The organism is Chryseoglobus sp. 28M-23, from assembly GCF_014789785.1.
Taxonomy (GTDB): Bacteria; Actinomycetota; Actinomycetes; order Actinomycetales; family Microbacteriaceae; genus Microcella; species Microcella indica.
On the sequence record NZ_CP061846.1, the window covers coordinates 1,630,382 to 1,651,528 of the forward strand.

Below are 21,147 nucleotides of genomic sequence, written 5' to 3' on the forward strand. Positions count from 1 at the left end.
ACGATGATGCGTAGATCAACTCGCCGCCCAGGCGCGCCGGAGGCATCGCCCCGCCACTGGGCGGCGAGTCTGTTAACGGCCGCCGCGCCGTGTCAGCATGGGCGCATGGATCGCACGATCGACTACCTGCCGCTCTTCAGCCCGATCGAGCGGCAGGAGGTGCACGACTACCGTCGACGGGTCCGCGCCGAGCGCGATCAGAGCGCCGCGGTCATCCAGACCGTCATGCGGGTTCTCGTGATCGGCCTCGTGGTGATCGTGACCGCGAGCATCACCGGCCCGCTGCTCGCACTGTCGATCGGCAGCGTGCTGTCGGGAGACCTCGTGGGCATTGCCGGGCTGGCCGTGCCCCTCATCATCCTCGGTGCCGTCGCCGCCGTCGCCTGGAGCCTCCTGCGGGGCGCAGCGCCACAATGGGAGCAGCGCCTGCGCATGCACCGCTTCGCCGAGGCGAACGGGCTCGTCTACGAGATGGCGAGCCCGGCGCCGAACTATCCGGGCGCGATCTTCGATCAGGGGCGCTCCCGTCGCGAGAGCGACCACTTCCGCACGGCCGACGGCCGCTTCCTCGACTTCGGCAACTACCGCTACGTGACGGGCAGCGGCAAGAACAGCACGACGCACCACTGGGGATTCCTGGCCCTGCATCTCGACCGGGCGCTGCCCCACATGCTTCTGGACTCCCGGGCCAACAACGGGATGTTCGGCGCGAGCAACCTGCCCACGAGCTTCCGCCGCGACCAGGTGCTGTCGCTCGAGGGGGACTTCGATCGCTCCTTCACGCTGTACTGCCCGCGCGAGTACGAGCGCGATGCGCTCTACGTCTTCACGCCCGACCTCATGGCGTTCCTCATCGACGAGGCGGCGCCCTACGACGTGGAGATCGTCGATCGCTGGCTGTTCGTCTACGCGGCGCGACCTTTCCCCCTCGCCGACGCGCACACCTACCAGCGCCTGCTGCGCATCGTCGACACGGTCGGCCGCAAGACGCTCTCGCAGACGGACCGCTACCGCGACGAGCGCGTGGGCGACTTCGCGCTCAATGTTGTGGCCCGACCGGGGCGCCGCCTGCGCGCGGGTGTTCCCCTCGCGACGGTCATCATCGGCGTGATCGTCGCCGCGCTCTGGGGCTTCTCGTTCTTCGGCGGTCTGCTCGGCGGATGATCAGGCCCCGCGAGTCGGCGCCGTGCCGCCCTCGCGCAGCGCGTGGCGCGAGCGCGCGAGAGCTGCGAGGAGCGCCGCTTCATCGGCTCGAGCCCCGATCGCATCGCGGTCGCCGAGGATGCGCTGCCGCGCGTAGGCCAAGCGCGTCGCGTCGCGGATGAACGCCGCCATGAGCGCCGCCACCCCATGCCGCTGCGCCCACGCCTTCGCCTGCCGACGCCCCGCGGAGCTCGCGATCATCGCCACCTCCTGCGGGTGCAGCCAACCGACCGCGGCGTACTCGGCGAGCCGCTCCTCGGTGAGCCGCTTCTCCTGCCCGCGCAGCATGACGACGATGCCGACCCCGATGAGGAAGAGCGGCACCTGCACGAGGAGGTAGTAGCCGTAGAAGTCGCCGACGAAGAACAGGGCGCCGTTCCAGAAGGCGTGCAGGAGCACGGCCGGGATGAGGCCGAGCACGAAGTACCCGAGCACCCCGAACGCGCCCGTGCGCCGTGCGGCGACGCCGAGGGCGGCACCGAGGCACGCTGAGAACATGACGTGCGCGAACGGTGACATGAGCCCGCGCACGACGAAGGTCTCCACGGTCATCGCGGTCGAGCCGTCGAGGAGCGACTGCCCGAAGTAGAGGATGTTCTCGGTGAAGGCGAACCCGCCGCCCACGCACGCCGCGTACACGATGCCGTCGACAGGCCCGTCGAAGTGCCGCCGCACCGCCCAGAAGAGGATGAGCACGCCGAGGCCCTTGCCGACCTCCTCGACGATGGGTGCCTGCACGGCGGCGCCGAAGAAGTCGAAGCCGGGCCCGGGGCCGCCGACCGCCGCGACCGCGTTCTGAATCTCTGCGTCGACGGCGAGAGCGATGAGCACGCTGGCTCCCGCGCCCCACAGGAAGGCGAAGGCGAGCGCAGTGCGCGGCTCCGGCTCCCAACGGTCGATCCACCGGATGCCGAGCAGGACGATGGCGAGCGGCACGAGCGCGAGCAGACCGCCGACGACCGCGCCCGCTGTGCCGAGCGCGATGATCAGGTAGGCGAGCACGACCAGCAGCACGAGAGCGAGTGCGATGAACCCGAGAACAGCGAGCACGACCAGGAACGGATTCGTACGCCGCGGGGCGACGGCGAAGCCGGGCTGCGCGACGCTCGCCGCCTCCGTTCGCACCGACTCGGGTGCGCGCGAGACCTCGGGGGCGGGCGCTCGCCCCTGCCCGGTCGCGGTGTAGTCGGGCAGTCGACGAGACTCGGTCATGTGCGCCACTGTAGCCGTGCACATGACTCTCGACCGGTCGACAGTCGTGTCCGATTCCCGCTGGTGCGCGGCCAGCGCACCTGCCACGCTGGCACCGTGCCCTCCCTCGACCACGACCGCTGCTATCGAGTTCTCGCCGCGCGCGACGCACGATTCGACGGGCAGTTCATCGCCGGTGTGCACTCGACGGGAATCTACTGCCGGCCCAGCTGCCCCGCGATGACGCCTCGTGAGCACAACGTGCGCTTCTACCCGACGGCGGCCGCTGCGCACGAGGCCGGTCTGCGGGCCTGCAAGCGCTGCCAGCCCGACGCGACCCCCGGCAACCCGCAGTGGAACCTGCGCGACGATCTCGTGGGGCGCGCGATGCGGCTCATCCTCGACGGCGTGATCGAGCGTGATGGCGTCCCAGGCCTCGCCGCGCACCTCGGCTACAGCCCGCGCCATCTCACGCGCGTCATGACGGCGGAGCTCGGCGCCGGCCCGCTCGCTCTCGCCCGCGCGCACCGCGCCGAGACGGCCCGCACGCTGCTCGCCGGCACCGATCTGCCCGCCGCCCAGGTGGCGTTCGCGAGCGGGTTCCGCAGCATCCGGCAGTTCAACGACACCGTGCGGGAGGTCTACGACCTGACCCCGAGCGCGCTGCGCTCCCTCGCACGCCGGGAGTCCCGCCCCGCGACAGAGGCGGGTGACGGCACCGGCACGACCGTCACGCTGCGCCTCGCCGCTCGCGCACCCTTCGACGGCACTGGTGCTCTGAGCTACCTCGCCGACCACGCGGTGCCGGGGGTCGAGCGGGTCACCGACGACGGCATCGAGCGCTGGGTGCGCCTGCCCGGCGGTCTCGCCCACGTGCACGTGCGTCTCGACGTCGAGCGCCCCGGCGTGCGCTGCACGGCGACGCTCGCTTCGCTCCAGGATGTCGGGCCGCTCACCGCGCGCGTGCGCCGCTGGTTCGATCTGGACGCCGACGCGACCGCGATCGACGAGTCTCTGGCTCGGGATGCCCTGCTCGCGCCCCTCGTCGCCGCCGTGCCGGGCATCCGTCTCCCGGGAGGGCTCGACCCTGCCGAGACCCTGCTGCGCACGATGGTCGGCCAGCAGATCTCCCTCGCCGCCGCGCGCACGGTGCTCGGGCGGATCGCCGCCGAGGTCGCCGCGCTCGACGGCCATCCCGCCGCCGATGGCGCACTGCTGCCCTTCCCGACGGCCGCGCAGCTCGCCGAGCACGGCGCCCACGTGCTGCGCGGCCCAGCACCGCGCGTGCGGTCGGTCATCGCCGTGAGCCAGGCGCTCACGACGGGCGATCTCGTGCTCGACGTCGGGCTCACCGCGAGCGAGCTGCGCGCACGGCTGCTCGCGCAGCCCGGCATCGGGCCGTGGACGGCCGACTACGTGACCATGCGCGTGCTGGGCGCGCCGGACATCCTGCTCGCGAGCGATCTCGTGCTGCTCGCCGCGCTGCGCCGACGCGGGCTCGCGGCCACGCCGAGCGAGGCCGCGGCGCTCGGCGAGCGCTGGGCCCCCTGGCGCAGCTACGCGACGCTGCACCTGTGGCGCGCCCGGTAGGTCGGGTGGCGCGCGGCGCGAGGGCCGAGCACAATGGTGCGCACGCCGGCCCCGGCGTCTCGAGGAGCACCCCACCCGAGCGGGAGGACAGCATGGACCGCGAGTACGAGCCGAACAGCGACGACGAGCGCGAGGTCGATCTCGACGCGAGCGAGGAGACTCTGCCGCCGCCGACGATCGATCCGGACGAGCGCGTCGAGCGCCCGGAGGTCGAGCCAGACGAGCGGCCGGTCGACGAGGACGACCGGCCGGCCTGAGCGGACCGCCGCGCCTCAGTCTTCGGGAGGCACCATGGGCAGCGCGATCGCGCCCGTCGCCGGCACGACGCCGCTGAGCCGTTCGGGCGACAGGACCTTCGCGATCTCGGCCTCGGTCATGAGCCCGCGCTCGATGACGAGCTGCCGCACCGGCACGTCGGAGCTGAGCGCCTCGTACGCGAGTGCCGCCGAGCGCTGGTAGCCGATGTACGGCGTGAGAGCGGTGACGACCCCGACGCTCGACTCGACCATGCTCGAGAGCCTCTCCTTGTTCGCCGTGATGCCGTCCACGCAGTTGAGACGCAGCGTGCGGCACGCGTTCGTCATCCAGGCGAGCGACTGCAGGATGCTCGAGGCGATGACCGGCTCGAAGGCGTTGAGCTGCAGCTGCCCGCCCTCCGCCGCCGCGGTCACGGTCGCGTCGGCGCCGATGATCGAGAACGCGACCTGGTTGACGACCTCGGGGATGACCGGGTTGACCTTGCCCGGCATGATCGACGAGCCCGCCTGGCGGTGCGGCAGCGAGATCTCACCGAAGCCCGCCTGGGGCCCGCTCGAGAGCAGGCGCAGGTCGTTGCAGATCTTCGAGAGCTTCACCGCGGCGCGCTTGAGCGTGCCCGACACGGTCATGAAGACGCCCGTGTCGCTCGTGGCCTCGATGAGGTCCGGCGCCGTGACCATCGTGTAGCCGCTGATCTCGCTCAGGTGACGCCGAACCGACTCGGCGTAGCGCGGGTCGGCCGTGATGCCCGTGCCGATGGCCGTGGCACCCATGTTGATCTCGTTGAGCCAGGGGATGATCTCGCCGAGCCGCTCCTGATCTTCGCCGAGGGTCGTCGCGAAGCCCCGGAACTCCTGCCCCAGGGTCATGGGCACGGCGTCCTGGAGCTGCGTGCGGCCGACCTTGAGGATCGAGGCGAACTCCTGCCCCTTGGCCGTGAAGGACTCGATGAGCAGCCGGTGCTCGTCGAGCAGGCTGCGCAGGCTGAACACCATGGCGAGCTTGATCGCCGTCGGGTAGACGTCGTTCGTCGACTGGCTGCGGTTGACGTGGTCGATCGGGTGGAAGCTGTCGTAGTCGCCCTTCGGCAGCCCCATGAGCTCGAGGCACCGGTTGGCGATGATCTCGTTCGCGCACATGTTGGTGCTCGTGCCCGCCCCGCCCTGCAGCACGCCGAGCACGAACTGGTCGTGGAGGTCGCCCTCGATGATCTCCTGGCACACCTGGTCGATGAGGTCGGCGCGCTCGGGCCTCAGAACACCGAGCTCCTTGTTCGCGCGCGCCGCCGCCTGCTTGACCATCGCGAGGGCGATGACGAGGTTGGGGTGGTTGGAGAGCGCTCGGCGCGTGATGGGGAAGTTCGTGAGAGCCCGGGCAGTGTGGATGCCCCAGTACGCGTCAGCGGGAATCGGCATCTCGCCGAGAGAGTCGTGCTCGACGCGCATCTCGCGCGGAGCATCCTCGTCCTCGTCCAGCCCGGGTCGGTAGACGGGCTCTCCGTTGTCGCTCGTCATGAAGCTGGGGCCGGGGCCGGTTGTGCGCACCATGGAATGACTGCCTCTTCCTTGCAGATTGGGGAACAGTGCGGTGGCGAGCCTCACTCTAGACCCTGGCGACACCCCGCGGGCTTGCTACAGTCTGCGACGTGCCGACAACTGATCCCCTCGCCCGCGCCCTCGACCTCGCCGCGCGCAACGTCGCCGCCGGTGGGGGCCCCTTCGGGGCCGTCATCGTGCTGCCCGACGGTAGCATGGTCGACGGCGTCAACCGCGTGACGCTCGACAACGACCCGACCGCGCACGCCGAGGTGGTCGCGATCCGGGCGGCCTCGGCACGCCTGGGCACCTTCGATCTGAGCGGATGCACGCTCTACAGCTCGTGCGAACCGTGCCCCATGTGCGGCGCCGCCGCCCTGTGGGCCCGACTCGACACGGTCGTCTTCGCCGCCGACCGGCACGATGCCGCCGCCGCGGGCTTCGACGACTCCGCGTTCTACGCTCTCTTCGAGCAGCCCGGCGGCGAGTGGCCGACCGTGCTGCGGCACGAGGCCTCCCCCGAGCGGCTCGCGCCGTTCGAGGCCTGGGCGCGGTTCGCGGAGCGCACCGAGTACTGAGCGCGCCGTACCGAGCGCAGCGCGCGGAGCGGATGACTAGCGCGTGGCGGTGACGCGCACGCGCCTGGTCACGAGCCGATCGGGCACGGGGGTGTGCGAGATGATGACGACCGCGCGGTCGTCGCCGATCGCGCTCACGAGCTCGAGCAGCAGCGACTCAGCCAGCGCGGGGTCGACGTTCGCGGTCGGCTCGTCGACGACGAGCACCGGAGCCGACGAGAGCAGCGCGCGAGCGAGAGCGATGCGCTGGGCCTCACCGCCGGAGACGAGCCTGCCGCGCTCGCCGACCGCGGCGTCGAGCCCGCCGCGCTCGCGGCACCAGTCGCCGAGGCCGACCCGGTCGAGCACGTCGAGCAGTTCGTCATCGCTCGCCGTGTCGCGGGCGAAGAGCAGGTTCTGGCGGATGCTCGTGTCGAACAGGTGCGGCGCCTGCTCGCACAGCACGACGTGGCGGCGCACCTCGTCCGGGTCGAGTCTGCGCACGTCGACGCCGCCCAGGAGGTACTCGCCCTCGTGGTCGAGGAACCGCACGAGCACGTGCGCGAGCGTCGACTTGCCGGCTCCGCTCGGCCCTTCGACGACGACGCGGTCGCCGGGCCCGAGCTCGAGGTCGAGTGGTGCCATCGCAGGGGCGGACTGCCCCGGCCAGCGCGCCGTCACGGCGCGCAGGGTGAGCGGCGTGGCCGTCAGCGGCGGCGCGGCGGGCTCGGCGGGCGCGCGCGGAATCTCGCTCGGCACGATCTCGGGCACGGCGGCGACGATGCGGTCGGCGCTCGCTCGCACGCGCCACCACGCGGTCATGGCGAGGGGAAGTGCCGCCGCCACCTCGAGCACGGCGAGCGGCACGAGCACGAGCAGCGCGAACTGCGGCCCGCTGAGGGCTCCGCCGCTCAGCACGGGCTCCACCGAGACGAGGGTGGCGAGCGCCGTGGCCCCCGCGCCGAGCGTGAAGAGCGCGGCGACGCTCCCCGCGGCGGCCGACTGACGCGTCTGTGCGCGCCGCAGCGCGCCATCGAGGAACAGGATGCTCGCCCGTCGCTCCTCGGCAGCACCGAAGGCGTTCAGCACCTCCCAGCGCGTGACGTACTCGAGCACGGCGTCCGCGAGGCGCGCGCGCAACGGTGCGATGCGGGCGTCAGCGGCACGGCTCAGCAGGTGCAGTATGCCGAGCGCGGCAGCGATCGTCACCACGAGGCCGAGCGCGAGCACGGCCGCCGCCGCCGGCGAGAGCCACGCGACGCCCACGACGGCGAGCCCGGCCACGATGCCGCCGCTCACGAGCGGCTGCGCGACGCGCAGCGGCAGATCCTGCAGGGTGTCGACGTCGCGCACGAGCGTCGTGAGCAGGTCACCGCGCCGCACTCCGCGCACCCCGTCGGGCGCGAGCGGCAGCAGCCGCTGGAAGATCGCCACCCGCAACGACGCGAGCGACCGGAAGGCGCCGTCGTGCGCCACGGTGCGCTCGAGGTAGCGGAACACCGCGCGGCCGAGCGCGAAGGCGCGTACGCCCACGATCGCGAAGCCGAGGAAGAGGATGGGCGGCTGCTCGGCGGCGCGCGCGATGAGCCACGAGGAGGTCGCGAGCAGCGCCACGGCGGAGCCCGCGGCGAGCACGCCGAGAGCGAGGGCGGCGAGCAGGCTCGCCCGCGCGGGCATCGCGGCGCGCAGCACGGGCCGGCGGCGGTCGCGGGTCGCGCGCGCACCCTCGCGAGCTGTCACGCTCATGCCCTCGCCTCCGCCGCCACGGGCTGCAGGTCGAGGTGCACATCGGCCGCCGTAACGACCGAGTGCCGATGCGAGACGACGAGCACGAGTCGGCCCTCGTCGGCGAGCTCGCGCACACTCTCGAGCACGGCGCCCTCCGTCGCGCTGTCGAGCGCCGACGTCGGCTCATCGAGGATGACGATCCGGCAGTCGCGTTCGCGCGCGCGGTAGACGGCGCGCGCCAGACCAAGTCGCTGCGCCTGCCCTCCCGAGAGTCCGTCTCCCGCGGGGCCCAGCACGGTGTCGCGCGGCAGGTCCTGCACCCGCGCCCACTGCAGCGCTGCGTCGACCGCGGCAGGGTCGGCGATCGCCGAGCCGAGGCAGACGACCTCGTCGAGCGTGCCCTCGGTGAGGTCGGCCGACTGCGGCGCCCACGCGATGCGGGCTGCACGCTGCGCGGGCTCGAGTCGCTCGCCGGTCACGACCACCGCGCCCTCGGCCTCGTGCAGTCCCAGGATCGCGAGGAGGAGCGACGTCTTGCCGCTGCCGCTGGGCCCCGTGATCGCGACGACCTGCCCGGCCCGCCAGCTCGCCGAGAGCCGGTCGACGACGACACGATCGCCGCGGCGCACGGTGAGGTCGCGCAGCTCGAGCGCTGGTGCATCCTCGGCGCGCGCGAGCGGAGCCGCGAGGGGCGCCTGGACGCCCTCCGCAGGCGCCTCGTCGGCCTGCTCGAGAAGCGCGAGCACATCATCCGCGGCGGCGATGCCCTCCGCGGCCGCGTGGTACTGCGCGCCCACCTGGCGCAACGGCAGGTACGCCTCGGGCACGAGGACGAGCACGAAGAGACCGAGAGCGAAGGCGATGTCTCCGTCGATGAGGCGCACGCCGATGGACACGGCGACGACGGCGACCGAGAGGCTCGCGGCGAGCTCCAGAGCGAAGCCGGAGAGGAACGAGAGCCTCAGCACGCGCATCGTGCGCTGGCGGTACTGCTCGGTGACGGCCTCGATGCGCGGCGTCTGGCGGTGCTGGCGCCCGAAGATCATGAGCGTCGAGAGCCCGCGCACCACCTCGAGGAAGCCCTGCGAAAGCGTGCCGAGCGCCTCCCACTGCCGCCGCTGCATCGCCTGCGTGGCGAGACCGATGAGGATCATGAAGAGCGGGATGAGCGGCAGCGTCAGGATGACCGCGATGCCCGTGGCGAGATCGGCGGTGAGCAGGGCGAGCACGACGAGGGGCGTGGCGACGGCGGTGAGGATGAGCTGCGGCAGGTAGCGACCGACGTAGCCGTCGAGCGCGTCGAGGCCCTGGCCGATGAGGGTCGCGATGCGCGCACTCGAGGTCGTGCCGAGCAGCACCGAGCCTCCGCGGTCGAGCCCCGCCAGAACGCGACGGCGCAGCTGGCTCTTGACGACCGCTGCCCCACGCACGGCGAGCCCGTCGAGGAGAGCCTGCGTGCCCGCGCGGGCGAGGATGCTGACCGCCGTCGCGAGGACGGGCACGGCGAGCTGCTCGAGGGACTCCCCCGCGATGAGGCCGGCGATGCTGTGGGCGAGGAACCAGCTGAACGCGATGATGCTCGCCGTGTGCACGACCGCGACGGCCGACCCGATCACGAGGAGCGATCGGGCCGCCGTCGCCGTGCGCAGCAGTCGCGGGTCGAGCGGCTTCAGTGCGCGTCCGCCGGAATCAGGTCGCGGGTGAGCCGCTTGCGGAACACCCAGTACGTCCAACCCTGGTACGCGAGCACGAGCGGCATCGAGAACAGCGCCAGCCAGGTCATGATCTGCAGGGTATACGTCGAGCTCGACGCGTTCTCGATCGTGAGGCTGAAGGCGGGGTCAGTCGTCGACGGCATGACGTTCGGGTACATCGCCGCGAGGATCGTGCCCACGGCGAGGGCGATCGTCGTCGCCATGAGACCGAAGGCCCAGCGCTCACGTCCACCCGCGTTGGCGAGCCAGGACCCGATGAGGGCGACGGCGGCCCCACCGGCGAGGGCGAGGATGAGGGGCAGGTGCGCGACGTCCAGGTGCTGCGCGGCGGTCCACACGAGGAAGGCCGCGGCCACGACGATCGTGACCAGCCCCGAGCGCTTCGCGAGGGCGCGAGCCCGCTCGCGCATCTCGCCCTCCGTCTTGAGTGCCACGAACTGCACGCCGTGCGTGAAGAACAGCAGCAGCGTCGTGAGGCCGCCGAGGATCGCATAGACGTTGAGCAGATCGAACAGCGACCCCGTGTAGGTGCCCGACTCGTCGATCGCCACGCCCTGCACGATGTTGGCGAACGCGACGCCCCACAGCAGCGCGGGAACCGCGGAGCCGACCACGATCATCCCGTCGAACCAGGCCTTCCACCGGGGCGACTTGCCCAGACGGCGGTACTCGAACGACACCCCGCGAGCGATGAGCGCGAGCAGGATGAGCAGCAGTGCGAGGTAGAAGCCGTCGAAGAGCGTCGCGTACCAGTACGGGAAGGCGGCGAAGAGCGAGGCGCCTGCCACGATGAGCCACGTCTCGTTGAGATCCCAGACGGGGCCGATCGTGTTGATGAGCAGGCGCTTGTCGGTGTCGTCCTTCGCGAGGAAGGGCATCGACATGCCGACGCCGAAGTCGAAGCCGTCGAGTACGAAGTACCCGATGAACAGGAATCCGACGATGCCGAACCAGAGGAGTGCGAGATCCATGATGTGTCCTGACTAGGTATACGAGACGACGGGCTAGTAGACGGTCGCGAGGGAGCGGGGGTCGACCGTGCCGCCATCCTCTTCGGCGTCGTACGTCGACCAGTCCTTCGGGCCCTCGACGGCGGCCTTGACGATGAGCTTGAACTCGACCACCGCGAGCGCTCCGTAGATGAGGGTGAACGCCACGAGGGAGAGCAGCACCTCGAAGCCCGTCACACCCGGCGAGACGCCGTCCTCGGTCTTCATGAGACCGAACACGATCCACGGCTGCCGGCCCATCTCGGTGAAGATCCACCCGACGAGGCTCGCCACGAGCGGCAGAGGCGCCGACCAGATGGCGACCTTCCAGGCCCAGCCCGCCGGGGTGCGGCCGCCACGGGTCAGCCAGAGGCCGACGACCGAGATGAGCGCTGCGAGGGCCCCGAGGCCGATCATCCAGCGGAAGCTCCAGTAGGTGACCCAGATGATGGGCGTGTAGTCGCCGGGGCCGAACTCCGACTGGTACTGCGCTTGCAGGTCGTTGATGCCCTCGACCGTTCCCATGAAGTCGTGCGTCGAGAGGAACGAGAGCACGTACGGGATGCGGATCGAGAAGAGCTCGCTCGAGCCGTCCGGCGTCCCCCACGTGAAGATCGAGAAGGATGCCCCCGCCGTCGTCGTGTAGAGCGCCTCGGCCGCGGCCATCTTCATGGGCTGCGTCTCGACCATGATGAGGCTCAGCTGATCGCCCGTGAGAGCGACGCCGGCGAAGCACACGATGTTGGTGATGAGGCCGAACCTCAGTGCCGTGCGCATCTCGTCGATGTACTGACCTCGCGAGAGGTGGAAGGCCGCGACGGCGACCATGACGACCGCGGCGAACATCGTCGCGGCGAAGATCGTGTGCGGGAACTGCGCGAGCGCGACGGGGTTGGTGAGCACCGCGACGATGTCGGTGAGCTCAGCGCGACCGCGCTCTTCGTTGATCGCGAACCCGACCGGGTTCTGCATGAAGGCGTTGGCCGCCAGGATGAAGTACGCCGACAGAGTCGTGGAGATGGCGAGCATCCAGATCGTCGCCAGGTGGAGCCTGGCGGGCAGCTTGTCCCAGCCGAAGATCCACAGACCGATCATCGTGGCCTCGAGGAAGAAGGCGAGCAGCCCCTCCATCGCGAGCGGTGCCCCGAAGACGTCGCCGACGAAGCGCGAGTAGTCGCTCCAGTTCATGCCGAACTGGAACTCCTGCACGATGCCCGTCACGACCCCCATCGCGAAGTTGATGAGGAAGATCTTGCCGAACAGGCGGGTCAGGTGCAGGTACTTGAGATTGCCCGTCCGCACCCACGCCGTCTGCATGATGGCGACGAGCACGACCATGCCGATCGTGAGCGGAACGAAGAGGAAGTGGTACAGGGTCGTGAGACCGAACTGCCAGCGCGCCAGCAGCAGCGGGTCGAGCCATTCGAGCACGAGGGGCGACCTTCCAAGAGCGAGTGAGGGGGACGATTCGACAGTACGAGCCACCCTCGCGGGCAGGTAAGGGCCGAAGGTCCCGACTGCGCGGCCCGTGCTCAGCGCACCACCGGGGCGCCTCGATAGGCTCGCGATCGTGAACGAATTGCTCGACGACCTGCTCGGCTACGTCCAGGCCGTCGACCCCGTTCTGCGCACGCTCCTCGCTGGCCTGTTCATCTTCCTGGAGACGAGCGTGCTCGTCGGCCTCGTCGTGCCGGGTGACACGGTCGTGCTCGTCGCGAGCACCGCCGTCGACTCCCCGCTCGGCTACTTCTCGCTCGTCACGATCGCGATCGTCGGAGCGCTCGGGGGCGCCTCGGTCGGGTTCGCGATCGGCCGCTTCTTCGGCCCCCGGCTGCGCGCCTCACGGCTCGGCGCACGCATCGGCGAGAAGAACTGGCGCCGTGCCGAGAACTTCCTCGACCATCGCGGCGGCATCGCCGTCTTCATCTCGCGGTTCCTGCCCGTGCTGCACTCGCTCACGCCCCTCGTCGTCGGCATGAGCGCGCTGCGCTACCGCACCTTCATGCTGTGGCTCGCACCCGCCTGCGTCATCTGGTCGTTCGCCTACGTGTCGGTGGGGTCGGCCGCCGCGGAGGGTTACCGCTCCCTCTCGGGCCAGCTGAGCTCGGCCGCCTACTTCTTCGTCGCCGCGATCCTCGGCTTCTGGCTGCTCGTCTACGCGGTCAAGCGGCTGCTCGACCGCTACGTCGCGCGCTTCGCCGACCGGGCGGGCGACGGCGACGCGACCACCCGCGAGGACTGATCGCCGCGCGAGGGCTGGCCGCGACGCGAGTCACGCCGTTCGTGACACGTCACGCCGAACGTTTCGTCCCACTTGTCACAAACGGCGTGAGTGGGGTGGGCGGGCGGGGCCGGTAGGCCCGCGGGCGCAACGGCGCACACGACAGGCGCGGACGCCGCGGCGCACACGCGAAAGGGGCGGACGCCCGTAGGCGCCCGCCCCTGTCGATGCGGGATGCTGGGTCTCGTCTAGCCGAGGAACCCGTTCTCGGTGAGCCACTGCGTCGCGATGACGGCCGAGGAGTCCTCGTCGACGGTGCTCTGCACGTTGAGAGCCACGAGGCCCTCCGCAGTGAGCGCGGCGCTGATCTCGTTGATGACCTCGACGGCCTCCGCAGGGAGGTCGGCCGAGGCGAGCGGCACGACGTTCGAGGCCAGGAAGAGGCCCTCGGGGTCGTCGAGCGTCACGAGATCGTTCTCGCCGATGCGCGGGTCGGCGCTGAAGACGTTGGCCACGTTCACGAGGCCGTCGAGCAGCGCGGGCACGGTCGTGTCACCCGTCGCCTCGAACTCGACGGTCACGCCGTAGACCTCCTGCAGGCCGGTCGGGCCGTAGGGGCGCTCCTCGAGCTCGGGGAAGCCGCCGAGCACGAGCCCGTCGACGCCCGCGAGGTCGCCGATGGAGCTGAGACCGTTGGCCTCGGCGAAGTCGGCGGTCACGTTGTAGGAGTCCTGGTCGCTCGCCGAGGACTGGTCGAGCACCTGCAGGCCCTCGGGAAGGGCATCCTGCAGCTCGGCGTAGACGTCATCCGACTGCGTCGCCGTCGTGTCGGGGCTGTAGAACTGCAGCAGGTTGCCCGTGTACTCGGGGAAGAGGTCGACCTCGCCGGCCTCGATCGCGGGAATGTACGCGTCGCGCTGACCGATCTGGAAGTTGCGGTCGACATCGAAGCCGGCCTCCTCCAGTGCCTGCGCGTAGATCTCGGCGATGATCTCGTTCGAGTAGTACGCCTGCGAACCGACGGTGATCGTCTCGCTCGACATGTCACCGTCAGAGCCCGTGTCCGGCTCCTCCAGCGGGTCGCCCGTTGCACACCCTGCCAGGGCCAATGACACCCCGACCACGGTCGCGCCGAGCGCGAACCGGCCCTTGTTCCTTGCTGTGAACATCACACACTCTCTTTCCTAGGTGGTGGCGGAAGCCTCCGCCGTCGCGCGGCGTCCGGATGACGCCGTGCGAACGTCTGGGATGCGGCCGGCGCGCACACCGCGCGGCACCGCGAAGCGCTCGAGGATCGCGAAGATCGCATCGAGCAGGAGGGCGAGCACGATGATGAGGATCGCGCTGCCGAGCATCTGGTCGTAGCTGCGCAGAGCGATGCCCTGCACGATCTCGTACCCGAGACCGCCGAGCCCCACGAAGGCGACGAGCACGACGGTCGCGACGACCTGAAGAGTCGCACTGCGCAACCCGCCGATGAGGAGCGGGAGGCCGAGCGGCACCTCGACCTTCCACAGGATCTGCCACTCCGTCATGCCCATCGCCCGCGCGGCATCGATCACGCGACGGTCGATGACCTCGAGACCGGAGTACGCCCCCGCGAGAATTGGCGGAATCGCGAGGAGCACGAGAACGAAGATCGTCGAGGGCTCTCGGTTGAGCACGCCCGCGATCATGACGAACAGGAACAGCAGGCCGAACGACGGCAGTGCGCGCGCGGCGCCGGTGATGGCGACGGCGATGTCGCGCCCGCGCCCGGTGTGGCCGATGAGCCAGCCGAGGGGCACGGCGATCGCCGAGGCGACGGCCATCGCCGCGAACGTGAAGTAGAGCTGCTCGCCGATGCGCTGCGGTATCGAGCCGCGGCCCTCCCAGTTGGCGGGGTCGAGGATCCAGGCGAAGGCGTCGAGGAAGAGGTTCACGAGGCCGCTCCCTGCTGCCCCGAGGGCGCCCGAACGGTCGAGCGCGTCCACGGCATGAGCACCCGCCCGAGGGCGACGAGGATGCGGTCGATGAGGAGCGCGATGAGCACGGTCACGACGACGCCCGCGAGCACCGAGGCGAGGATGCCCCTCTGGTAGCCGTTCGTGAAGAGGTAGCCGAGCGTGTCGATGCCGATGACGACGCCGATCGTGAGCAGGCTCACCGTGCTCACGGCGACGACGCGCACTCCCGCGAGCACGACGGGGCCGGCGAGGGGGAACTCGACCGCCCAGAACCGCCGCCAGGGCGAGTAGCCGACGGCGGTCGCGGCCTGCTTGATGTCGCGATCGACGCTGCCCAGGGCATCCGCGATCGATCGCGCCATGATGGCGACCGCGTAGATGGTGAGCGCGATGATGACGTTGAGCTCGCTCGTGTAGCGGATGCCGAGCAGCGGCGGCAGTGCGACGAAGAGCGCGAGCGAGGGGATCGTGTACAGAAGCCCCACGACGGTGAGCACGATGCCGCGCGTCAGGCGATAGCGGTAGGCGACCCAGCCCAGCGGCAGGGCGAGCACGAAACCGAGCAGGATCGGGATGGCGCTCAAGCGCAGGTGCTCGAGCGAGAGGCGGCCGATGAGGTCGAGGTTCTCCCACACCCAGGTCACGCCGGGCCCTCCTCCGTGAGCGCGCCAGCGACGTTGCCGTCGCCATCGACGAGGATGCTCGAACCGTCCACCTCGCGGATGCTCAACGAGCGCTTGCCGCGGTCGGCGCCGATGAAGCTCGCGACGAAGTCGCTCGCGGGGTTGGCGAGAATCTCCTCGGGCGAGCCCTTCTGCGCGATGCGGGCGCCCTTCTCGAGGATGACGACCTGGTCGCCGAGCAGGAACGCCTCGTCGATGTCGTGGGTGACGAAGACGACAGTCTTGTCGAGCTCGCGCTGCAGGCGCAGCAGCTCCTGCTGCAGGTCGGCGCGCACGATCGGGTCCACCGCGCCGAAGGGCTCGTCCATGAGGAGGATGTTGGGGTCGACGGCGAGGCCGCGCGCGACGCCGACGCGCTGCTGCTGGCCGCCCGAGAGCTGCGCGGGGTAGCGCTCGGCCATGCTGCGGTCGAGCCCCACGGTGTCCATGAGCTCGAGGGCGCGCGCGTGCGCCTCCTTCTTGGGCACGCCATTGAGGCGCGGCACGGTCGCGATGTTGTCGATCACGCGACGGTGCGGCAGCAGCCCCGAGTTCTGCATGACGTAGCCGATGCGGCGGCGCAGCTTGACCGGTTCGATCGTGGAGATGTTCTCGCCGTCGATCTCGAGCTCGCCGCTCGAGGCGTCGACCATGCGGTTGATCATGCGCAAGAGAGTCGTCTTGCCGCAGCCGCTCGAGCCGACGAACACGGTCGTCTGGTGGGAGGGGAGCACGAGGCTGAAGTCCTCCACCGCGGTCGTGCCGTCGGGGAACGTCTTCGAGATGGAGCGGAACTCGATCATGCGGGTCTCCTCACGGCAGCGCGCACGCCATTCAGCGCCCGTTCAGTCAAGCAGGTTGCTCCGACGACGACACAACCCGGGCCGCCCATTCTCGGCTGTTACGCAGTACCGCCCAGCCAACGTTCAGCCAACGCGCAGTTCCCCTGCGGCGCGGCGAGCGCCCCCTGGACTCAGAGCCGACCGGCGACGACCGCTGCGACTGAGCGCCGCGCCTCCGCGAGCAGAGCCTCGTCGCCCGTCGACGACCGCGCGAAGGCGCGAGCGACGAGAGCATCGGCGACCTCGACGGCCGAACCGACAGCGAGGCGCACCTCGAGGGTGTCCGCCACGCCGAACCGCTCGACGAGGGCGTCGCCCACCGCGGTGGTCACGACGACCGAGGCAGGCTCCTCCGTGGTCGGCGGGATCAGATCGAGCACGTCACCCGCGCGCAGCGAGCGGAACCCCGGCTCGGTGCGGAACAGCTCGACCATGATGTCGACGACGGCGAGCAGGGCATCCTGAGCAGAGGCGTGCTCGGCACGGGAGAGCTCCTCCGAGACGCGCACCATGAGCCGCTCGAGGTTGCGCGAGGCGAGCGACTGCAGCACGGCGATGCGGTCGGGGAAGTAGCGGTAGACGGTGCCGATGGAGGCACCCGCGCGCTCGGCGACCATGGCCGTCGTGAGCTTCTCGTAGCCGATCTCGCCGATCACCGCGGCCGCGGAGTCGAGCAGGGTGGCGAGTCGCGCGGTGCTGCGAGCCTGCACGGGCTCGTTGCGGATCAGCGCCGAAGCGCCGGGGTGCAGAGTGTAGGTATCTGAGTTCGACACGATGGGGTCCTTTCGCTCGACCGATGCCCACAGTAGCGCTCCACCTGAGCAGAACGCACATAACTCCCAGGGTGCGTCGCGTTTGGCCTCACGGGCTCTGACAGACTGGACCGGTGACGGATGAGACGCCGGACCCCTCCGCGCCCTCCCGGTGGGCGACCTGGGCCTCGGGCCTCGAAGACCGATTCCACCGCTTCCGCGAGCGGCGCGCCCGCAAGCGCGGGCTCGTGCCCACGGTCATCCCGTACAGCGGCTACGGCAACGACGGATGGATCCGCGTGCTGTGCCGCGTGCTCCTCACGAAGCCGCAGACCTCCTCGAAGGCGGCGAAGAAGTCAATCCGCGGCTGGCGCAGCTTCGTGAGCATCCCGGTCGCGGACGCGGCCGTGACCGTGCGCGCCGACGGCCAGGAGATCACGGTGCACGCCGATCGCGGCGGCGTCGTCGACGCGGAGATCCCCGTGAGCCTCGCCCCGGGGCTGCGCAGCATCACGCTCGAGACCGAGGGATCCGAACCGGTATCCGCGAACATCTACGTCGTGAATCCGGATGCTCGGCTCGGGGTGCTCTCCGACATCGACGACACCGTCATGGTCACGGCACTCCCCCGGCCCTTCCTCGCGGCGTGGAACACGTTCGTGCTCGACGAGCACGCGCGTCGACCCGTGCCGGGCATGGCCGTGCTGCTCGAGCGCATCACGCAGGAGCACGCGGGCTGCCCCGTCGTGTACCTCTCCACGGGAGCGTGGAACGTCGCCCCCACGCTCGACCGGTTCATGGGCCGGCACCTCTACCCGCGCGGCACCCTGCTGCTGACGGACTGGGGGCCGACCCACGACCGGCTCTTCCGCAGCGGACGGGACCACAAGCGCGAGAGCCTCGAGCGGCTCGCGCGGGAGTTCCCCGCCGTGAGCTGGGTCCTCATCGGCGATGACGGGCAGCACGACGAGGAGCTCTACCGAGCCTTCGCCGAATCGCATCCCGAGAACGTCGCCGCCGTCGCTATCCGGCAGCTCTCCACGCCCGAGGCCGTGCTCGCCGGCGGGCGCCGACACATCGATGCGCCCGACGGCGCGGCGCCGTGGGTGTGGGCGCCCGACGGCGCCGGGCTCGCGAAGAAGCTCGCCGAGGTCGGGATTCTGCGCCGCTACCGCTGAGCACCTCCCACCGTGAGGCACGCGCTACTATCGAACACACGTTCGACGGCGGCAGGGTGACGAGGCGAGGAGGGCGGCCATGGTGCAGCGCCTGACGCGCAGGGCGAGCCCCGAGCATCCTGTGCTGTTCGCGAGCGAGGCCGACATTCCGCCTGCGCCGGTTCTGCCCGACCCGGATGCGGCAGACGAGCTCGACCCCTATCGTGCGCTGCTGGACGAGGTCGAGGCGATCGCGCTCGCCGCTGCTGCCGAGGCTCCCTCCGGGCGGGAGGTCGTCGTCGCGGGGCGGCGCGAGGCGACCGTCGACGACGCCGCAGCGATTCTCGACGACGGCACCGCGCGCGTGCCGCTCGTGCTCGCATCGGCGGCGAGCGCCGCTCTGCGGGAGAGCCTGCGCGCACGCGTGCTTCTCGTGAGTGCCACGACCTCGCGCGCCGACGGCACGACGGTGCTCCGGGTGAGCGCGGCGCACGATCTGCGCCGCCTCGGGGCCGAGCGCGAGGCCCTCGTGCGCGCGGCCGGCGCCCGGCGCTGACGCATGAGAGTCCTCTCATGCGAGGTCTGCTCGCCTGCGCACCGCCGATAATGAGGGGATGCGCTCGCCCCTGCTCCGCGTCTCGGTGCGCTCGCGCATTCTCGCCGTCATCCTCGTCGTCACGGCGCTCGGCATGACGGTGGCCGGCCTGAGCGCCTACCTCGTGCAGCGCGACCGCGTGCTGGCGAGCATCGACACCGAGCTCATCTCCTCGGTCGAGGCGGCCCGATCGATCGTCACGGGCGAGTCGACGGCGAACGAGGGAGCGGCGACGGCGACTCCCGAGACCGCCCCTGCCGCGTTCGCGACGGTCGAGGATGCGCTCGCGGCGATCATGTCGAGGCTCGTGCCGGGGCGCAACGAGAGCAGCGTCGCGCTCATCGATGGCGAGGCTCGCCTCATACCGGGCACGCGCATCGCCTTCCACCTGGAGGACGACCCGGCCTTCATCGACCGGGCGTGGCAGGAGGCGAGCGGCGGGGTCGTGACGCTCGGCACCGCGGTGACGCAGGTCGGCACGCTGCGCTACATCGCCGCGCCCGTCTCGGTGACCGACGACGAGCAGGTGGGCGTGTACGTGACCGCGGTGGATGCTCAGGCTGCCGTCGACGAGGTCGGCGGCGCCTTCCTGACCTACGCGGGCCTGGCCGTGCTCTCCCTCGCGGCCATCGGCGTCGCCGGCTGGTTCGTCGCCGGCCGGCTTCTCGCCCCGCTGCGGCATCTCACCGAGACGGCCTCGCGCATCACGGCGGAAGACCTGAGCGAGCGTATTCCCGTCCACGGCAACGACGACGTCTCCGCACTCACGGAGACCGTCAACGCGATGCTCGAGCGGCTCGACGACTCGCTCACCGCGCAGCGCCAGCTGCTCGACGACGTGCGGCACGAGCTCAAGACTCCGCTGACGATCGTGCGCGGGCACCTCGAGCTCATGGACGCGAGCAGCCCCGCCGATGTCGACTCCGCGCGCCAGATCGCGATCGACGAGCTCGACCGCATGAGCGAGCTCGTCGAGGACATCGACGCGCTCGCCCGCGCCGAGAAGGCGCAGCTGCTGACCGAGCCGACCGATGTGGCCGACTTCACGGCTCTCGTCTTCAGCAAGGCCACAGCGATGAGCGGTCATGACTGGCAGCTCGCGGAGACAGCGGAGGCGATCGCCCTCCTCTCCCCCTCGCGGCTCACCCAGGCCTGGTTGCAGCTCGCCGACAACGCGGCCAAGTACTCACCGGCGGGTTCGACGATCCGCCTCGGCAGCACGGCCTATGCCACAGCGGTCGAGTTCTGGGTCGCCGACGAGGGCCCCGGGATTCCGGAGGGAGCGGAGGAGCGCATCTTCGAGCGCTTCGGCCGCGCCGATACCGGGCGCGGCATCGCCGGCTCGGGGCTCGGCCTGCCGATCGTCGCCGCGATCGCACGCGCTCACGGCGGTTACGTGACGCTCGACAGCTCGGAGGCCGGCGCCCGCTTCGGCATCGTCGTGCCCACGGAGGCAGAGCAGGATGCCCCTCCCCCGCCCGCGGCCGGCTTCGACGGCACCGACATCCCGAGGAGCGAAGCGTGAGCAGCATTCTGGTCGTCGAGGACGAGGCCCGCATCTCGACCTTCGTGGAGAAGGGTCTCACCGCCGCGGGCTACACGACGACGGTCGTGACCGACGGGCGCAGCGCGCTCGACTACCTCGCGACGGGGTCGTTCGATCTCGTGCTGCTCGATGTCGGTCTGCCGGGGCTCGACGGCTTCGAGGTGCTGCGCCGCTTCCGGGCGGGCGGCGCGACCACTCCGGTGATCATGCTCACGGCACGCACGAGTGTCGACGACACCGTGACGGGCCTCGACGGCGGCGCCAACGACTACTTGCCGAAGCCCTTCAAGTTCGACGAGCTGCTCGCGCGCATCCGCGTGCGCTTGCGCGAAGCCGGCCAGCAGGGCGCTGCGGAGACCGTGCTGCGGCACGGCGCGCTCACTCTCGACCTGCGGGCACGGCGCATCACGGTCGACGGCACCACACTCGATCTCTCGGCGCGCGAGTTCGGGCTCGCCGAGCAGTTTCTGCGCCACCCCGATCAGGTGCTGTCGCGCGAGCAGCTGCTCAGCCGCGTCTGGGGGTTCGACTTCGACCCTGGTTCGAACGTCGTCGACGTCTACGTGCGCTACCTGCGCGCCAAGATCGGTGCCGATCGCATCGAGACCGTGCGGGGCATGGGCTACCGCCTCGCGCCTGCCGGCTGACGGAGCCGCCGCG

20 protein-coding genes are annotated in these 21,147 nt (G+C 70.8%); 9 read left to right on the top strand and 11 right to left on the bottom strand.

Translation table 11 applies throughout. The annotated features are described in order from the left end of the window. The first annotated feature begins 105 nt into the window (after positions 1 to 105). Entirely contained in the window at positions 106 to 1,164 is a 1,059-nt protein-coding gene (locus tag IE160_RS08015; RefSeq protein WP_191150742.1) for a hypothetical protein, read from the top strand. Here the strand turns inward: IE160_RS08015 and IE160_RS08020 are convergent, their stop codons facing one another. Next, positions 1,165 to 2,415 carry a PrsW family intramembrane metalloprotease gene (locus IE160_RS08020; protein ID WP_179872123.1) on the bottom strand — a complete coding sequence of 417 codons (1,251 nt, stop codon included), beginning with the start codon at positions 2,413 to 2,415 and terminating at the stop codon, positions 1,165 to 1,167. 96 nt (positions 2,416 to 2,511) lie between these two features. On the opposite strand from IE160_RS08020, the gene IE160_RS08025 reads away from it, so the two are divergent. Together IE160_RS08025 and IE160_RS08030 are read left to right on the top strand one after the other, a co-directional pair. After that, positions 2,512 to 3,984 carry an AlkA N-terminal domain-containing protein gene (locus IE160_RS08025; RefSeq protein ID WP_191150743.1) on the top strand — a complete coding sequence of 491 codons (1,473 nt, stop codon included), beginning with the start codon at positions 2,512 to 2,514 and terminating at the stop codon, positions 3,982 to 3,984. Positions 3,985 to 4,076: 92 nt separating this feature from the next. Continuing rightward, the gene (locus tag IE160_RS08030; protein WP_179872125.1) at positions 4,077 to 4,241 is read left to right on the top strand and encodes a hypothetical protein; all 165 of its coding nucleotides are present in this window, start codon (positions 4,077 to 4,079) and stop codon (positions 4,239 to 4,241) included. A gap of 15 nt (positions 4,242 to 4,256) precedes the next feature. Here the strand turns inward: IE160_RS08030 and IE160_RS08035 are convergent, their stop codons facing one another. Beyond that, positions 4,257 to 5,687, bottom strand: coding sequence for an aspartate ammonia-lyase (locus tag IE160_RS08035; RefSeq protein WP_179873938.1), 1,431 nt, complete (start codon positions 5,685 to 5,687; stop codon positions 4,257 to 4,259). A gap of 200 nt (positions 5,688 to 5,887) precedes the next feature. Here IE160_RS08035 and IE160_RS08040 point away from each other — a divergent pair, with 200 nt between their 5' ends. Further along, positions 5,888 to 6,355: a nucleoside deaminase gene (locus IE160_RS08040; protein WP_179872126.1), complete on the top strand. Its 468-nt coding sequence runs from the start codon at positions 5,888 to 5,890 to the stop codon at positions 6,353 to 6,355. Positions 6,356 to 6,391: 36 nt separating this feature from the next. On the opposite strand, the gene cydC is transcribed toward IE160_RS08040, so the two are convergent. Genes cydC through IE160_RS08060 form a run of 4 tightly spaced genes read right to left on the bottom strand, consistent with a single transcriptional unit; the run spans position 6,392 to position 12,197 of the window. Then, positions 6,392 to 8,080 (bottom strand): thiol reductant ABC exporter subunit CydC, encoded by a 1,689-nt coding sequence (gene cydC, locus IE160_RS08045; RefSeq protein ID WP_191150744.1) that lies wholly within the window; start codon positions 8,078 to 8,080, stop codon positions 6,392 to 6,394. After that, positions 8,077 to 9,795 carry a thiol reductant ABC exporter subunit CydD gene (gene cydD, locus IE160_RS08050; RefSeq protein WP_191150745.1) on the bottom strand — a complete coding sequence of 573 codons (1,719 nt, stop codon included), beginning with the start codon at positions 9,793 to 9,795 and terminating at the stop codon, positions 8,077 to 8,079. The genes cydC and cydD overlap by 4 nt, the downstream gene beginning before the upstream one ends. Further along, positions 9,732 to 10,748 carry a cytochrome d ubiquinol oxidase subunit II gene (gene cydB, locus IE160_RS08055; RefSeq protein WP_191150746.1) on the bottom strand — a complete coding sequence of 339 codons (1,017 nt, stop codon included), beginning with the start codon at positions 10,746 to 10,748 and terminating at the stop codon, positions 9,732 to 9,734. Before cydB ends, cydD begins: the two co-directional genes overlap by 64 nt. 33 nt (positions 10,749 to 10,781) lie before the next feature. Beyond that, complete coding sequence (locus IE160_RS08060) at positions 10,782 to 12,197, bottom strand: cytochrome ubiquinol oxidase subunit I (protein WP_191150747.1); 1,416 nt, start codon at positions 12,195 to 12,197, stop codon at positions 10,782 to 10,784. A gap of 139 nt (positions 12,198 to 12,336) precedes the next feature. Here IE160_RS08060 and IE160_RS08065 point away from each other — a divergent pair, with 139 nt between their 5' ends. Beyond that, positions 12,337 to 13,008 carry a DedA family protein gene (locus tag IE160_RS08065; protein WP_179872131.1) on the top strand — a complete coding sequence of 224 codons (672 nt, stop codon included), beginning with the start codon at positions 12,337 to 12,339 and terminating at the stop codon, positions 13,006 to 13,008. A 227-nt stretch (positions 13,009 to 13,235) separates the two neighbouring features. Here IE160_RS08065 and IE160_RS08070 read toward each other — a convergent pair whose 3' ends face one another. The 5 genes from IE160_RS08070 to IE160_RS08090 form a co-directional block, all read right to left on the bottom strand. After that, positions 13,236 to 14,156 (bottom strand): ABC transporter substrate-binding protein, encoded by a 921-nt coding sequence (locus IE160_RS08070; RefSeq protein WP_179872132.1) that lies wholly within the window; start codon positions 14,154 to 14,156, stop codon positions 13,236 to 13,238. A 15-nt stretch (positions 14,157 to 14,171) separates the two neighbouring features. After that, positions 14,172 to 14,960, bottom strand: coding sequence for an ABC transporter permease (locus IE160_RS08075; RefSeq protein WP_349815713.1), 789 nt, complete (start codon positions 14,958 to 14,960; stop codon positions 14,172 to 14,174). Then, positions 14,906 to 15,577 carry an ABC transporter permease gene (locus IE160_RS08080; protein WP_179872134.1) on the bottom strand — a complete coding sequence of 224 codons (672 nt, stop codon included), beginning with the start codon at positions 15,575 to 15,577 and terminating at the stop codon, positions 14,906 to 14,908. Before IE160_RS08080 ends, IE160_RS08075 begins: the two co-directional genes overlap by 55 nt. Beyond that, a complete protein-coding gene (locus IE160_RS08085) occupies positions 15,574 to 16,398 on the bottom strand; it encodes an ABC transporter ATP-binding protein (protein WP_179872135.1) in 825 nt (274 codons plus the stop codon). Before IE160_RS08085 ends, IE160_RS08080 begins: the two co-directional genes overlap by 4 nt. Positions 16,399 to 16,568: 170 nt before the next feature. Further along, on the bottom strand, positions 16,569 to 17,210 hold the full coding sequence (locus IE160_RS08090; RefSeq protein ID WP_191150748.1) for a TetR/AcrR family transcriptional regulator: 642 nt from the start codon (positions 17,208 to 17,210) through the stop codon (positions 16,569 to 16,571). 113 nt (positions 17,211 to 17,323) lie between these two features. Here IE160_RS08090 and IE160_RS08095 point away from each other — a divergent pair, with 113 nt between their 5' ends. From IE160_RS08095 to IE160_RS08110, 4 genes are all read left to right on the top strand, one after another. Beyond that, positions 17,324 to 18,367 (top strand): App1 family protein phosphatidate phosphatase, encoded by a 1,044-nt coding sequence (locus tag IE160_RS08095; RefSeq protein WP_179872137.1) that lies wholly within the window; start codon positions 17,324 to 17,326, stop codon positions 18,365 to 18,367. 79 nt (positions 18,368 to 18,446) lie between these two features. Further along, positions 18,447 to 18,902: a hypothetical protein gene (locus IE160_RS08100; protein WP_191150749.1), complete on the top strand. Its 456-nt coding sequence runs from the start codon at positions 18,447 to 18,449 to the stop codon at positions 18,900 to 18,902. Between the two features lie 58 nt (positions 18,903 to 18,960). Further along, positions 18,961 to 20,466, top strand: coding sequence for a sensor histidine kinase (locus IE160_RS08105; RefSeq protein WP_179872139.1), 1,506 nt, complete (start codon positions 18,961 to 18,963; stop codon positions 20,464 to 20,466). After that, the gene (locus IE160_RS08110) at positions 20,463 to 21,134 is read left to right on the top strand and encodes a response regulator transcription factor (RefSeq protein WP_179872140.1); all 672 of its coding nucleotides are present in this window, start codon (positions 20,463 to 20,465) and stop codon (positions 21,132 to 21,134) included. The genes IE160_RS08105 and IE160_RS08110 overlap by 4 nt, the downstream gene beginning before the upstream one ends. Positions 21,135 to 21,147 lie beyond the last annotated feature (13 nt).

Excerpts from the sequence above, each read along its gene's own strand:
- IE160_RS08085 (WP_179872135.1), bottom strand. The coding sequence starts at position 16,398 with ATGATCGAGTTCCGCTCCATCTCGAAGACGTTCCCCGACGGCACGACC.
- IE160_RS08105 (WP_179872139.1), top strand. The coding sequence starts at position 18,961 with ATGCGCTCGCCCCTGCTCCGCGTCTCGGTGCGCTCGCGCATTCTCGCC.
- IE160_RS08030 (WP_179872125.1), top strand. The coding sequence starts at position 4,077 with ATGGACCGCGAGTACGAGCCGAACAGCGACGACGAGCGCGAGGTCGAT.
- IE160_RS08100 (WP_191150749.1), top strand. The coding sequence starts at position 18,447 with ATGGTGCAGCGCCTGACGCGCAGGGCGAGCCCCGAGCATCCTGTGCTG.
- IE160_RS08015 (WP_191150742.1), top strand. The coding sequence starts at position 106 with ATGGATCGCACGATCGACTACCTGCCGCTCTTCAGCCCGATCGAGCGG.
- IE160_RS08035 (WP_179873938.1), bottom strand. The coding sequence starts at position 5,687 with ATGCGCGTCGAGCACGACTCTCTCGGCGAGATGCCGATTCCCGCTGAC.
- IE160_RS08070 (WP_179872132.1), bottom strand. The coding sequence starts at position 14,156 with ATGTTCACAGCAAGGAACAAGGGCCGGTTCGCGCTCGGCGCGACCGTG.
- cydC (WP_191150744.1), bottom strand. The coding sequence starts at position 8,080 with ATGAGCGTGACAGCTCGCGAGGGTGCGCGCGCGACCCGCGACCGCCGC.
- IE160_RS08020 (WP_179872123.1), bottom strand. The coding sequence starts at position 2,415 with ATGACCGAGTCTCGTCGACTGCCCGACTACACCGCGACCGGGCAGGGG.
- cydB (WP_191150746.1), bottom strand. The coding sequence starts at position 10,748 with ATGGATCTCGCACTCCTCTGGTTCGGCATCGTCGGATTCCTGTTCATC.